The sequence below is a fragment of the Pseudomonas sp. H3_E07 genome (assembly GCF_054668895.1).
The window spans coordinates 3,716,718-3,731,707 of sequence record NZ_CP162795.1 but is presented as its reverse complement, the minus strand read 5'-3'; the positions used below and the strand labels follow the sequence as shown (position 1 = coordinate 3,731,707).

General features: G+C 59.5%; 5 protein-coding genes, 2 tRNA genes and 2 rRNA genes. All 9 read right to left on the bottom strand.

Annotation, left to right across the window (positions count from 1 at the left end):
- The gene (locus AB4O08_RS17040) at nucleotides 1-1,263 is read right to left on the bottom strand and encodes a diguanylate cyclase domain-containing protein (protein ID WP_010206545.1); all 1,263 of its coding nucleotides are present in this window, start codon (nucleotides 1,261-1,263) and stop codon (nucleotides 1-3) included.
- Complete coding sequence (locus AB4O08_RS17035; protein ID WP_010206546.1) at nucleotides 1,260-1,835, bottom strand: YfiR family protein; 576 nt, start codon at nucleotides 1,833-1,835, stop codon at nucleotides 1,260-1,262. Before AB4O08_RS17035 ends, AB4O08_RS17040 begins: the two co-directional genes overlap by 4 nt.
- Nucleotides 1,836-1,977: 142 nt before the next feature.
- A complete protein-coding gene (gene recD / locus AB4O08_RS17030) occupies nucleotides 1,978-4,047 on the bottom strand; it encodes an exodeoxyribonuclease V subunit alpha (protein ID WP_106120068.1) in 2,070 nt (689 codons plus the stop codon).
- Nucleotides 4,044-7,718, bottom strand: coding sequence for an exodeoxyribonuclease V subunit beta (gene recB, locus AB4O08_RS17025; RefSeq protein WP_198832233.1), 3,675 nt, complete (start codon nucleotides 7,716-7,718; stop codon nucleotides 4,044-4,046). The genes recD and recB overlap by 4 nt, the downstream gene beginning before the upstream one ends.
- Nucleotides 7,715-11,167, bottom strand: a complete 3,453-nt coding sequence (recC, locus tag AB4O08_RS17020) for an exodeoxyribonuclease V subunit gamma (protein WP_460114233.1) — start codon at nucleotides 11,165-11,167, stop codon at nucleotides 7,715-7,717. Before recC ends, recB begins: the two co-directional genes overlap by 4 nt.
- 146 nt (nucleotides 11,168-11,313) lie before the next feature.
- Nucleotides 11,314-11,429, bottom strand: a 5S ribosomal RNA gene (rrf, locus tag AB4O08_RS17015).
- Nucleotides 11,430-11,585: 156 nt separating this feature from the next.
- A 23S ribosomal RNA gene (locus AB4O08_RS17010) occupies nucleotides 11,586-14,476 on the bottom strand.
- 249 nt (nucleotides 14,477-14,725) lie between these two features.
- Nucleotides 14,726-14,801 (bottom strand) — tRNA-Ala (locus AB4O08_RS17005).
- 30 nt (nucleotides 14,802-14,831) lie between these two features.
- Nucleotides 14,832-14,908, bottom strand: a tRNA-Ile gene (locus AB4O08_RS17000).
- Nucleotides 14,909-14,990: the final 82 nt, after the last annotated feature.

Here is a 14,990-nt window from a genome sequence, read left to right as displayed (position 1 = left end):
TCAGCTCCTGTGTTGAACGTTGGCGGCCGAGTGCTCCGACTCCGCCGTTTGCTGGCCGCCCGAAGACAAACGTTTGGCCTGGTACATCGCCGCGTCGGCGGCATTGAGCAAGGCACCTGGGGTGGCACCATGATCGGGGTAGATGGCGATGCCGATGCTAAGGGACGTCAGTACCTGGGTGTTGCCAGGCACGGGGATCGGCAGGTCCATGCTGGCGATGATCTTGTCGGCAATACGCTCGGCGTCTTGCGCCTTGTGCAACGGCGCCAGCAGGATGGCGAACTCATCGCCGCCCAAGCGCGCCACCAGGTCGTCTTCACGCAATTGCGCACGCACGCGCTCCGCGACGGCGACGAGGACTGCATCGCCGGCGGCGTGGCCAAAGCTGTCATTGATCTCTTTGAAGCGGTCGCTGTCGAGGTAAAGCACCGCCACCTGTTCTTTGGCCTTGGCCGCACTGCGCAGCGCCCGAATCAAACGGCCTTCGAAAAAAGCACGGTTGGGCAGGCCGGTGAGGCTGTCGTGGTTGGCCTGATGGGCGAGGGATTCGTTTTCGCTTTGCAGATGGCTTTGCCAGGCTTCCATCTCGCCGAGCAAGGCGTTGAAGTCACTGCCCAGGCTGTCGAGTTCGGCGATTTTTGCCGGGGGTACGCGGCGGTCGAAGTCGCGTTCACTGCGCGCGGCGTGGGCCACGGCGGCGAGGCTTTGCAGCGGGCCGGTGATGCCGCGCAACAGGCGCCGCGCCAGGTGCAGGGCGATCCACGCGCTGAGCGCAGTGCAGATGAGGATCCCGGCCAGGCCGCTGAGCAGGAAGCGCAGCAAGCTGCCGCCGTGACCGGTGAGGTGGGTGCTGCCGATGACTTGGCCTTGATGCAGGATCGGCTGGCTGATGGGTTGTTCGAGCAGGGTATGCGCCAGCTCCAGCTCGACCCGAGAAAGCATGCCGGTTTCCGGGCGTATCCACTTCGCCAACAACGTGCCGTTGACATCGAAGACTTCGGCCTCGGCCACTTCTTCGGTGGAGGCGATCAGGCTGAGGGCTTCGGTGGCCGCCGCGCTGTCGTTGAACACCACCGCCGCTTCCACGGTGTAATTGATGGAACGTGCGATCAGGTGCAGGTTGTGCTCGGCATAGACCCGCAACGCCAGCACCCCGAGCAAGGTCAGAGAGACACTCGCCAGGGTCACGGCCACCAGCGCCAGGATCAGGTGCCCTCGGCCGATGACGGAACCCAGGGTCGGCCGCACTTTGACAACGGTCATGACGCAGGCGCTCGGCGACGGGACAACTGCAGCACGCTCGGGTGAATGCGTACACCGCTGCGGGCGACGGAGTCGAGGTTGACCTCGAACGAAACCTGCTCATCGCTCACCCGCAGACAGAACAGACTGCCCACCGTGCATTGGTCGCCACCTTCGCTGATGCTCAGTACCGGATGGCCGATCAACGACGTGAACAGCTGGCTGCGCTCATCGGCACTGAGTTTGCCGATGTACACCGCGTCACAGGCATTGACGATATCCGGATGGTTGGCCAGCAGGCGCTGAACCACGACGGGACGGCCGGTGGCCTGGGTGGTGCCTTTGATCAAATCGTCGGTGTACTGGGTCGGGCCAACAATACACAGGCGCAATTGCGCAGGCTCTACCGGCCAGCGCGCATAACTGAGGATACCCAGTACCACTTGGGTGACCGCCTGGGCGCGGTGTGCGGCAAGGCCTGCAGGGTCGGATGCCTGGGCGCAGGCGTGTGGCGCGAGCACACACAGGACCGCCACCAGTAGCAGGCGTCTCCAGCTCAAACTGCGCTCTGTGGACGCGACAGCCACGTTCATGCAGCGATTCTCTCAGGTGTTTTTATAAATGATGCCGCAACGATAGCACAGCGGCGGAAAACCCCACGAAGACGGGCGTTGGCGGGGCTCGCTATTTTTTCAGAAAAATCAGACGCCTGAATAAGAAATATTGCATGAGCTGTCAGTCAGTTTTTTCTGATTCGTGACCCAACTCCAGCATCAACCCACTCAAACGCTTGACCTTACGCCTGACGGCTTCTTCAAACACGCCGCCTCGGGGCTCGATCAGGCTGAACCAACGCTTGGCCCGAGTGATGCCGGTATAGATCAGCTCTTTAGTGAGCACCGGGCTCAACGCATCCGGCAGGATCAGCGCGGTATGCGTGAATTCCGAGCCCTGGGACTTATGCACGGTCATGGCGTACACGGTTTCCACATCGTTCAGACGGCTGGGCAACACAAAACGCACGCCGCCCTGGCCGTCGTTACGCGGGAAAGCCACGCGCAGCACCTGGGGACCGCCGTCGCTTTCGGGCAATTTGAGGGCGATGCCGATGTCACCGTTCATCAAGCCCAGGCCGTAATCGTTACGGGTCATCAGCACCGGGCGCCCCTCGTACCATTGTTCGTCGCCGTCGATCAGCCGTACCTTGCGCAGGGCGGCGGTGATGCGCAGGTTCAGGCCTTCCACGCCCCAGGGGCCTTTGCGTACCGCGCAGAGCAGTTGGAACGCGTCGAAAGCTTGCAGCAGTTGTTGCGCCCAGTGGGTCCAGGCGTCGCTTTCGCGCGGTGTTTCCGGCGACGGACGCGCGCTTTGCAACAGGTTGAGGTAATAGCGATAGCCCTCGGCACCCTCGCCCTGCCCGTCCAGCACCAGGCGTTCCAGGGCGTGATCGTGTTCGCCCTTGAGACTGACGCAAAACAGATCATCGTGACTGCGCGCAGCAAACAGTTTGCGGGCTTCTTCAGGGTTTTGCTGGTTGACCCAGCGCGCCAGTTGGCCGATGCCACTGCCTTCGCCGAAACGTCGCGAGTAACGCAGCATCACCACTTGCTGGGCCAGGGGATGGCTGCCGTCGAGGTCTTCCTGCAGGCCGCTGGCGCTGAGGTCTTCACCGCTGACGGCCTGCAGCCATTGGCGCGTCTCGGCGCTGTAGAAACCGGCTTCGGCGTCGCGGCACAAATCACCGAGCACGGCGCCCGCTTCTACCGACGCCAGTTGGTCCTTGTCGCCCAACAGCACCAGGCGTGCATGGGGCGGCAAGGCGTCGAGCAGGTTGGCCATCATTTCCAGGTCGATCATTGAGGCTTCGTCCACCACCAGCACATCCAGCGGCAATGGGTTGCCGATGTGATGACGAAAATGCCGCGTGCCCGGACGACTGCCCAGCAGGCGGTGGACGGTGGTGACCTGGGTTGGGATTTTTTCCTTCACGCTGTCAGGCACTTTCAGCGACAGCACTTGTTGGCTGATGGACTCGGTGAGGCGTGCGGCGGCCTTACCGGTGGGCGCGGCCAGGCGAATGCGCAGTGGGCTGCCGACGTCCACAGCCGGCGCCTGCAACAGCGCGAGCAAGCGCACCACGGTGGTGGTCTTGCCAGTGCCGGGGCCGCCGGTGACGATGCTGAATGCGCCGCGAGTGGCCAACGCGCAGGCGAGTTTTTGCCAGTCGATCACGCCGTCGGGCGGTGGTTGGTCGAACAGGCTGTTGAGGCGCTGCGGCAAATCAGCGGCGACACTCTCCTGAGTAGCGAGACGCAGGCGCAGGGCGGTGTCGATGCGCCGTTCGTAGGTCCAGTAGCGGCGCAGGTACAGGCGCTTGCCGGAGAGTACCAAAGGGCGACTTTGGGCGGATTCGCGGCCATCGACTGCCAACGCCACCAAGTGACTGGCGGCCAGCGCGTGGCACCAGTGGGCGCCGTCCAGGCCGTCGAGCAACTGCGACGGCAGCAGCATGGCGCCGGTTTGCAGGTCGCCTTCAGGCGGCAACGACAGGGCGAAATCCGGCGCCTTGAGGGTTTCGAACAGGTCAAGGCAGACATGGCCGTGGCCCAATTGATGGCTGGTCAGCGCGGCGGCCAGTAGCACCAGCGGGTCCGCCTGTGGATCAAGCTCGTGCAGGAAACCGACAAAGGCTTTGTCCAAGGCACGCAACCAGCCACGGTCGACCCAACGTTCCAGTAATTGCACCAGGTCGGCGGCGCGGCTGAGGGGCGTCAGTTCCTCCAGCGGTAACGGCAACAGGCTCATAACAACACTCCTTGTTCCCAGGCGGGCTCAACCTTGGGCGGGATGGGCTTGCCCTGGAACAGCAGGTCCAGGCCTTCAATCAATTCCCGCGGCGGTCGGGTGAAATACGCACCCTGACTCGCGGACTGCGTACCCCGCAGGAAAATGTACAACGCACCGCCGACATGGCGGTCGTAGTCGTAGTCCGGCAGGCGCGCCTTGAGTTGGCGGTGCAGGGCCAACAGGTAAAGCACGTATTGCAGGTCGTACCGATGATCAAGGATCGACTGTTCCATGGCATCAAAGGTGTAGGCCGAATCGTCGGGGCCCAGCCAGTTGGATTTGTAGTCGGCCACGTAATAGCGGCCGTCATGTTCGAAGGTCAAATCGATGAAGCCCTTGAACATACCGTTGAGCAGCACCGGCTCTGCGGCGACGCGGGATACACCGTTGTGGGTGTATTGGCAGACCAGCTTGTCGAGGGCGAGTACGTCGACCTTGTGGCTGGCGAACCAGAATTCCATCTCGATCTGGTACTGCTGCAAACCACTGAGGGAGACGTGGCTGTTATTCACAGGCAATGGCGTTTGCAGCAGGTGGCCGAGCCAGCTGCTGAGGGTAATGATCCAGCCTTCCCAGTTGCGCCGGTTGCAGCGGGCGCCCACGGCCTTTTCGATCGCCTCGGGCGTGACGTTGAATCCGTCCTCCCCTGCCCATTCCAGCAGGCCGTGCAGGAAGGTCCCTGGGTTAGGGCCGCGTGGGAAACGGTGAATGTCGCCGCCGGATGCCGCCACTTCGCGCGGTGCGTCGGGATCGAGGCGTTCGTCATCAAACAGCTTTTGGGCCTGCGGGCTTTCCGGTGCTTCGAGGGTGGCGGCGCTCATGCTGTCGCCGATGCGCAAGGCGCTGTAGGAAGCAATCCACCAGTTTTCTGCAGCCTTGCGTTTGGGCAGGAGGGGCGCTCGCAGCGTGGCTTCGTTGCGGGGTGGGTGGAAGAGGTTGTCTTGCGCTTCGGGCACCTGGCCATAGTGGATTGCCGTGCACCCTTCTTGAAGGTCCAAGAGCCAGCGCGCCAAGCCGGCGGACTCACCCAGTGATGCTCCTGCGCCAAGCAAATAGCCCAGCGCCGACAGGTGCAGTACGGAGTTGTTGCTGTTGCCGCGCTTGAGGTCGGCGATACCCAGCCAGCACGCATGCTTGGCGCGGGTCAGGGCTACGTAGAACAGGCGCAGGTCTTCGGCCAGCCGTTCGTTGTCCGCCTGGGCGATCAGCTCAGGCGTAGGGCGCAGGCTGACGTGGGATTTGCCGTTTTCATCATGGTAATGAAGGGGCAATCGGCTACCGTCCACGGGTTTGGCTGAGCAGATGAAGGGCAGGAAAACCAGGTCGTATTCCAGGCCCTTGGATTTGTGGATGGTCACGACCTTGACCAGTTGTTCATCACTTTCCAGGCGCAGGATTTGTTCTTCGCCCGCCTGGCCGGAAAGTGCCAGGTGCTCGGCCAAATGGCGGATCAGTGCCTGCTCGCCATCAAGTTCAGAAGCTGCCTGTTGCAGCAGTTCACTGAGGTGCAGCAGGTTGGTCAGCACACGCTCACCGTCACTGCGTGCGATCAGGGTTTGCGGCAGCTTGAAGTCGTGCAGCAGGCGACGCAGCATCGGCAGCACGCCTTGGGTGCGCCAGATCGTGCGGTAGCCACGGAACTGCATGACGCGGCTTTCCCACGCCAGCTCGTCCTGGTTCAGGCGCTCCAGTTCTGCCAGTGACAGGTTGAGCGTGACGCAGGCCAGAGCGGCGCGCAGCGGGCGTTCGACATCCGGCTCGGCGCAAGCCTTGAGCCAAGCCAGCAGGTCGTGGGCCTCCTGTGCGGCGAAGACGGAGTCCTTGTCGGACAGGTAGACGCTGCGCACTCCACGGGCGGCCAATTCGCCGCGTACGGCTTGGGCTTCCTTGCCGTCGCGCACAAGGATCGCGATGTCTGACGGGCGTACACCTTTGAAGCTGCCGTCCGGTTGTAGGAAACCTGCGCTGCCTTGCTGCCCGCCGTTGAGCAACTCAACAATGTGCGTGGCACAGGCGGCCGCCAGCTGCTGACGATAAATTACGTTGGAAACCGGCTGGTCGGTGGGTAAATGCCAGAGGTTCATCGCGGGCAGCGTTTGCCCACCGACCTGCAATTGTTCCTTGCGCCCCTGGGACAGTACCGAGTGGAACGGCACCGGGTTTACACCATCGGGCTCGCGGAACAGGAATGCACCACGGCCCGTTTCCGCACGCTGAAACACATGGTTCACTGCCTCGACCATCGCGTGGCTGGAGCGGAAGTTGGTGCCCAACGTGTGGTGGCGGCCGGTGGTGGACTGACGGGCGCGCAGGTAGGTGTAGATATCGGCGCCACGGAAGGCGTAGATCGCTTGCTTGGGGTCGCCGATCAGGAACAGGCCACTGTCGAGGTGGTTTTCTTCAATGCGGTAGATGCTGTCGAAGATGCTGTATTGCACCGGGTCGGTGTCCTGGAACTCGTCGATCAGGGCCACCGGGAATTGCTCGCGGACCACACTGGCCAGGCGTTCGCCGCCGTCGGCTTGCAGCGCGGCGTTGAGGCGGATGAGCATGTCGTCGAACCCCATTTCGGCGCGACGGCGTTTTTCTTCTTCAAAGCGTTTGCCCACCCAGCCGGCGGCGTGTTGCAACACGGCAGCGTCGGGGGTCGGCAGCGCATCGAGAGCCGCCTTGAGACCGGCCATGGCGTCGATGCCAGGATGCTGCGGTGGCTCGCCTTTCCAGGCTTCGGCCATGCCGTCAGGCGTCAGGCGCGTGAAGCCGGTGCCGATGTCGAGTTGTTCGAGGGTTTCGTCAGCAGCCCAGGCACTGATTTTTTCGAACCAGGGTTCGAAGTAGCGCGCCTGCATCTTGCGCCCGTCGACGGCTTTGGCGGCCACGGCTTGCAGGCAGATGTCGCGCAGCTCAGTGGCCCATTGTTGCCAAGGCGCCTTGAGGGTTGTCAGCGCTTCGCGGCGCTCTTGCAGGCAAGCCGTGATCAGTTCTGCGGGCTCGCGGGTTTCATCCGTCGGCCGCTCGCTGCCGAACAACGCGCGTACCCGTGGCATCAACGCAGCAGGTCCACCCCAGTGACTGCGCACCCAGTTGAGTGCGTCGTCATGCATCGGGTAGCAGAACAGCCGCCAGTAATCGCGCAACACTTCGCCGAGCAAATCGCTGTGGTCGGTTTCCAGGGTCTGGGTGAACAGGCTGCCGCTGTCGAACGCATGTTCGCGCAGCATGCGCTGACACCAACTGTGGATGGTCGAGACGGCGGCTTCGTCCATCCACTGGGCGGCGATGTCCAGGCGGTTGGCGCAGGCAGGCCATTGTTCGGGTAGGTAATCCGCGCGCAGATCGGCGATCAGGGCGTCTGGCTGTTCAATCTCTTCGCGAAAAAAACGAGCGGCTTCGGCCAGGCGGATGCGGATGCGTTCGCGCAGTTCTTTGGTGGCGGCATCGGTGAAGGTCACCACCAGGATCTGCGGCGGCAGCAGTTCGCGGCCAAAGCTTGATTCATCGCCCCCGTGGCCGAGGACCAGGCGCAGGTAGAGGGCGGAGATGGTGAAGGTCTTTCCGGTACCGGCGCTGGCTTCAATCAGCTGGCTGCCTTTGAGCGGAAAGGCCAGGGCCAAGGGTCTGCTGGTCATGCGCTGGCCTCCTCGCCGGTGAGTGATCGCCACGGGGCGTTGAGCAGCGGGCGATACAGGGTTTCGCACCAACCTTCGAATTCTTCACTGGCGATGAGTGTGGCGTAATCGGGGAATTGCCGGGTGAGCGCCGGCGTTTCGCGGCGTTCGCCTTCGTTGTTGAGCCCATCACCTTCGTAGGTTTTAACTGCGGCTGCTTCGGCCTTGACGGGGTCGGTCTGGCTGAGCCACGCGAAAGCGGTTTTGACGGCCACGGGCAACGGTTTGCTCATTCCGGCATGCCAGGCCAGCAGCAAGTGGCCGAGGACTTCCTGGGCATTGGCTTTATCCAGAGGCGGCAGCAGCAGGGTGTCATCGCTGGCCACCAAGCCGGTGCTCAGCGGCAGACCGCACGCACAGGCAACCAGGTGATTGACCCAAGGGCGAATCAGGCGATGCCACTTGCGGGTCTTGATCGAGCCGATGCTGTTGGGAATGGTGGTAACGCTTAGCAACCCGCCATCACTGCGTCGATGCAGACCGCTGATCCAGCCTTCCAACTGCACGCCGTGATGCTCAAAACTGACCGGTTCGGCACCGGTGTGCGGGGTAGGCCAGAGGGCGAGCAATTGCTGATAGCGTCGCAACAGATCGGGTAAAGGCTCGATCAGTTCGTTGCGCAGGCATTCGCCGAAACCAACCATCGGCAACAGGCCACTGCCTTGCAGGCGCAGGGCCTGGGCGTTCAGGGTCTGGTCGAGCTGATCGGGTCGGGTGAGCGCGGCGTTCAGCAGGCTGTCACTCAGGCTGTAGCGTTGCAGTGCGTCAAGAACGAAGGGCTCTTCGTCGGCCAGCGGGACTTCGGCGGCTTCGAAGAATACTTTCAGGCGCTGGCTGAAGAAGTGTTTGACCGGGTTGCGCAGGAAGTCTTGGAGCTGGCCGAGACTCAGGGGTTCTTCCTGTTGGTGGGGAGCCAGGTCGTGTTCTGTCGGGAGGGCATCGGAGGCTTCATGAAGCAACTGCCATTCGCGCGCGTAGCTGAACAGCGCATCGCCTTCATGGAAGTAGCGGGCGCTGAACGGTTGCAGCGGATGCTCTTGGGTCATGGCTTCGATCAGCGGTATGTCACTGTTTGCCAGGTGCCAGCCACTGGCGAGATGGTCACGCAGTTGGCCGATGAGTACCGACGCTGGGCGGTCACTGTTGTCGCGGATGCTGCGGCCGACCCAACTGACGTAGAGCTGGTCACGTGCTGAAAGCAGGGCTTCGAGCAGCAGGTAGCGGTCGTCTTCACGGCGTGAGCGGTCGCCTGGGCGGTAGTCGCTGCCCATCAGGTCGAAGTCCAGCGGTGGTTGCGCGCGCGGGTAATCACCGTCGTTCATGCCGAGCAGGCAAACGAGCTTGAACGGGATCGCACGCATGGGCATCAGAGTGCAGAAATTGACAGCCCCGGCGAGGAAGCGTTGGGACAGGCGACCTTGGTCCAGCCCCGCAAGCCAGGCCTCGCGGACCACTGTGAGAGGTAATTCGTCTTGCAGGCCGACGGATTCGCAGGTTTCCAGCCAGGTTTCCCTGAGTTGTTCGAGTTGGCCCAGCAGGTAGTCATCGTGCTCGCTGCTGGGTAGGAAGAACAGTTGTATCAGGCGTTGCAAGCGCTCGCCCCATTGCGTCGGTGAAGCCGGCAGTGATAACGCTTGATGCGCATCGCTGAGTGCGTCGAGCAAAGCGACCAAAGGGCCGATGAGCGCCGCATCAAGGCCACCGATTTCGTCGTAGGGCTCGATACCATCACACGCGGCGCCGGTGCCGACGGCGTAACCGAGCAACATGCGGCGCAGGCCGAAACGCCAGCTGTTTTGTTCCAGTTCTTTTGGCAGGCCCAGACCGGCACGTTGTTCGGCGTTGAGCCCCCAGCGGATGCCGGCGCCTTCGATCCAGCGATGCAGCGTGGGCAGGTCGCGCTCCTTGATGGCGAAGCGTTCGCGCAGGGCCGGCACGTCGAGCAGATCGAGGATCTCGCTGACTGGGAAGCGGCTGTCGGGCAGTTTCAGCAGGTGTTCGACGGCGATGAGCAGCGGGTCACGGCCGCGTTGGCCTTGGTCGGTCAGGGTGAACGGGATGAAGCGTGGGTCATTGCGTTCGAGTTGGCCGAACACGGCGCGGATGTGCGGCGCATAGCTGTCGACATCCGGGACCATGACGATGACATCCCGCGGGCGCAGCGAGGGGTCGGCACTGAAGCGTTGGAGCAGTTGGTCGTGGAGAATTTCCACTTCGCGCTGCGCGCTGTGGGCGATGTGGAAGCGAATCGAGGTATCACGTTGCAGGTCGACAGCAGGCCATAGCTCGCGTGTTTCATTGAGTGGACGCAACTCCAGGATGTCGTCCTGGAGTTGATTGAGCAGTGTGGTGGGCTCGCTGTCGCTGAACAGGTCGATGCGGCCATCGCGGAATGCAGCGCGGTAGCTATTGGGGTCGTCGTAGCTGTCCAGCAGGCTGATGTAGTCACGGCCTTGTTTGCCCCAGGCGGCCAGTAGCGGGTGGGCGTGCTGGTGCAGGGTTTGTGGGTCGATGGTGACCGGCATACCGCCTTTGCGCGCCTGGCGTTTGTATTCGTTACGCAGGAGGTCTTTGTCGGCGACGATGTCAGACCAATGGTGGCGGCAAGGGTTGTGCACGCAGAGCAGAACTTGGCTGAATCGCGCGAGGCCGGCGAGGGCTTCCAGTGCCTGGGCGGGCAACGAGGAGATGCCGAAAACGATGACTCGGGATGGCAGGCCCCCGGGCGCTTTTTCCAGTGTATTGATGCGCTCGATAAAGCGCTGATGAACGCCGGCGCGGCTTTCGGCCATGCCTTCTTCACCAACATCCAGCAGCAGTGCTCGCCATAGTTCGGCTTGCCAGCAGTTGGCAGGGTTGAGTGGCTTGGATTCGCCTCGACCGTTGCGCAGCTGGTGGCGGCCGGCAGCCCAGTCTTCGAGCCAATCGGCACGGTAGACCTGATATTGGTCGAACAGGTCAGCCAGACGCTCGGCGAGTTGGTAGCGTTTGCGCAAATCGGTGTCGTGGGTGAGAAAGCGCTGGAGTGGTTCGAAGTGCGGTTGATCGATAAGCTCCGGAAGCAGGCGCATGAGGCGCCACGTCAGCGGGGCTTTATCGAGCAGGGATTTGGGCGGAATTTCATCTTTTCCCAAGACCATACGGTAGAGCTGCCACATAAAGCTGCCGGGTAGTTGAACATCGATGGCGGCGGCGATGCCGCAACCCCCCATGTCGTCGTCTTCCGGATCTTCCGCCAGGGCCAGCTTGAGCCACTGGGCGATACCGTTGCTTTGGACCAGGGCGATTTCGTTTTCCAGGGGAGCCAGGGGGTAGCGGCGCATCCAGCTGACCACCAGGCTGCGCAGTTCGTCCAGGCGATTGCCGTGAACCACCATGAATCCAGCGCTGAGGGACGTCGCATCCGGCATAACGGCTTCCTTGGGAAAAGCGAAAATCGAGGGTGCGACTTTAGCACTGTGGGCAGTTGTTGGCGGAATTGCGATGTGAGCTGTCTTTCCGACCGCCCAAAACAAAACCCCTGTCTGCGTTAGCAAACAGGGGTTCTGGAATTTAATCTTGACGATGACCTACTCTCACATGGGGAAACCCCACACTACCATCGGCGATGCATCGTTTCACTGCTGAGTTCGGGATGGGATCAGGTGGTTCCAATGCTCTATGGTCGTCAAGAAATTCGGGTACTGAGTCGTGACCTGATGGCCTCGCTTCAGCAAATTGGGTATGTGACAGATCGGTGTTTTGTGAGATATCAAACTTTCGGTTCGTATCATCTTCACACACCGCAATCTGATGCTCGTTAGAGTAGTCAAATTGCTTGGGTGTTATATGGTCAAGCCTCACGGGCAATTAGTATTGGTTAGCTCAACGCCTCACAGCGCTTACACACCCAACCTATCAACGTCGTAGTCTTCGACGGCCCTTCAGGGAACTCAAGGTTCCAGTGAGATCTCATCTTGAGGCTAGTTTCCCGCTTAGATGCTTTCAGCGGTTATCTATTCCGAACATAGCTACCCGGCAATGCCACTGGCGTGACAACCGGAACACCAGAGGTTCGTCCACTCCGGTCCTCTCGTACTAGGAGCAGCCCCTCTCAAATCTCAAACGTCCACGGCAGATAGGGACCGAACTGTCTCACGACGTTCTAAACCCAGCTCGCGTACCACTTTAAATGGCGAACAGCCATACCCTTGGGACCGGCTTCAGCCCCAGGATGTGATGAGCCGACATCGAGGTGCCAAACACCGCCGTCGATATGAACTCTTGGGCGGTATCAGCCTGTTATCCCCGGAGTACCTTTTATCCGTTGAGCGATGGCCCTTCCATACAGAACCACCGGATCACTAAGACCTACTTTCGTACCTGCTCGACGTGTCTGTCTCGCAGTCAAGCGCGCTTTTGCCTTTATACTCTACGACCGATTTCCGACCGGTCTGAGCGCACCTTCGTACTCCTCCGTTACTCTTTAGGAGGAGACCGCCCCAGTCAAACTACCCACCATACACTGTCCTCGATCCGGATAACGGACCTGAGTTAGAACCTCAAAGTTGCCAGGGTGGTATTTCAAGGATGGCTCCACGCGAACTGGCGTCCACGCTTCAAAGCCTCCCACCTATCCTACACAAGCAAATTCAAAGTCCAGTGCAAAGCTATAGTAAAGGTTCACGGGGTCTTTCCGTCTAGCCGCGGATACACTGCATCTTCACAGCGATTTCAATTTCACTGAGTCTCGGGTGGAGACAGCGCCGCCATCGTTACGCCATTCGTGCAGGTCGGAACTTACCCGACAAGGAATTTCGCTACCTTAGGACCGTTATAGTTACGGCCGCCGTTTACCGGGGCTTCGATCAAGAGCTTCGCGTTAGCTAACCCCATCAATTAACCTTCCGGCACCGGGCAGGCGTCACACCCTATACGTCCACTTTCGTGTTTGCAGAGTGCTGTGTTTTTAATAAACAGTCGCAGCGGCCTGGTATCTTCGACCGGCATGAGCTTACGGAGCAAGTCCTTCACCCTCACCGGCGCACCTTCTCCCGAAGTTACGGTGCCATTTTGCCTAGTTCCTTCACCCGAGTTCTCTCAAGCGCCTTGGTATTCTCTACCCAACCACCTGTGTCGGTTTGGGGTACGGTTCCTGGTTACCTGAAGCTTAGAAGCTTTTCTTGGAAGCATGGCATCAACCACTTCGTTAACTAAAAGTTAACTCGTCATCAGCTCTCGGCCTTAAGATCCCGGATTTACCTAAGATCTCAGCCTACCACCTTAAACTTGGACAACCAACGCCAAGCTGGCCTAGCCTTCTCCGTCCCTCCATCGCAATAACCAGAAGTACAGGAATATTAACCTGTTTTCCATCGACTACGCTTTTCAGCCTCGCCTTAGGGACCGACTAACCCTGCGTCGATTAACGTTGCGCAGGAAACCTTGGTCTTTCGGCGTGGGTGTTTTTCACACCCATTGTCGTTACTCATGTCAGCATTCGCACTTCTGATACCTCCAGCAAGCTTCTCAACTCACCTTCACAGGCTTACAGAACGCTCCTCTACCGCATCACTTACGTGATACCCGTAGCTTCGGTGTATGGTTTGAGCCCCGTTACATCTTCCGCGCAGGCCGACTCGACTAGTGAGCTATTACGCTTTCTTTAAAGGGTGGCTGCTTCTAAGCCAACCTCCTAGCTGTCTAAGCCTTCCCACATCGTTTCCCACTTAACCATAACTTTGGGACCTTAGCTGACGGTCTGGGTTGTTTCCCTTTTCACGACGGACGTTAGCACCCGCCGTGTGTCTCCCATGCTCGGCACTTGTAGGTATTCGGAGTTTGCATCGGTTTGGTAAGTCGGGATGACCCCCTAGCCGAAACAGTGCTCTACCCCCTACAGTGATACATGAGGCGCTACCTAAATAGCTTTCGAGGAGAACCAGCTATCTCCGAGCTTGATTAGCCTTTCACTCCGATCCACAGGTCATCCGCTAACTTTTCAACGGTAGTCGGTTCGGTCCTCCAGTTAGTGTTACCCAACCTTCAACCTGCCCATGGATAGATCGCCCGGTTTCGGGTCTATTCCCAGCGACTAGACGCCCTATTAAGACTCGCTTTCGCTACGCCTCCCCTATTCGGTTAAGCTCGCCACTGAAAATAAGTCGCTGACCCATTATACAAAAGGTACGCAGTCACCTAACAAGTAGGCTCCCACTGCTTGTACGCATACGGTTTCAGGATCTATTTCACTCCCCTCTCCGGGGTTCTTTTCGCCTTTCCCTCACGGTACTAGTTCACTATCGGTCAGTCAGTAGTATTTAGCCTTGGAGGATGGTCCCCCCATATTCAGACAAAGTTTCTCGTGCTCCGTCCTACTCGATTTCATGACTAAGAGATTTTCGCGTACAGGGCTATCACCCACTATGGCCGCACTTTCCAGAGCGTTCCGCTAATCTCAAAGCCACTTAAGGGCTAGTCCCCGTTCGCTCGCCACTACTAAGGGAATCTCGGTTGATTTCTTTTCCTCAGGGTACTTAGATGTTTCAGTTCCCCTGGTTCGCCTCTTGCACCTATGTATTCAGTACAAGATAACCATCTTATGATGGCTGGGTTCCCCCATTCAGACATCTCCGGATCAAAGTCTGTTTGCCGACTCCCCGAAGCTTTTCGCAGGCTACCACGTCTTTCATCGCCTCTGACTGCCAAGGCATCCACCGTATGCGCTTCTTCACTTGACCATATAACCCCAAGCAATCTGGTTATACTGTGAAGACAACATTCGCCGAAAATTCGAATTTCTCAATTAAGAGAACTCACAAATTTTACCTTAGCCTGATCCGTTACCAGTGAAAGTAACGTTCAGTCTATCTTTCTATCACATACCCAAATTTTTAAAGAACGATCTAATCAAAGACTAGAAATCAACATTCATCATCAACCCGATGGAATGCTCATTTCTAAGCTTTCAAAACTTTCAGAAGCAGTAGTGGTGGAGCCAAACGGGATCGAACCGTTGACCTCCTGCGTGCAAGGCAGGCGCTCTCCCAGCTGAGCTATGGCCCCGTATTTCTACAGGCGTTTCCCACACAAAATTGGTGGGTCTGGGCAGATTCGAACTGCCGACCTCACCCTTATCAGGGGTGCGCTCTAACCAACTGAGCTACAGACCCAATTTCGGGCTGCTTCTTATCGTCTTCTTCAATGAATCAAGCAATTCGTGTGGGAACTTATGGAGCAGCTGATGTCGTCGAT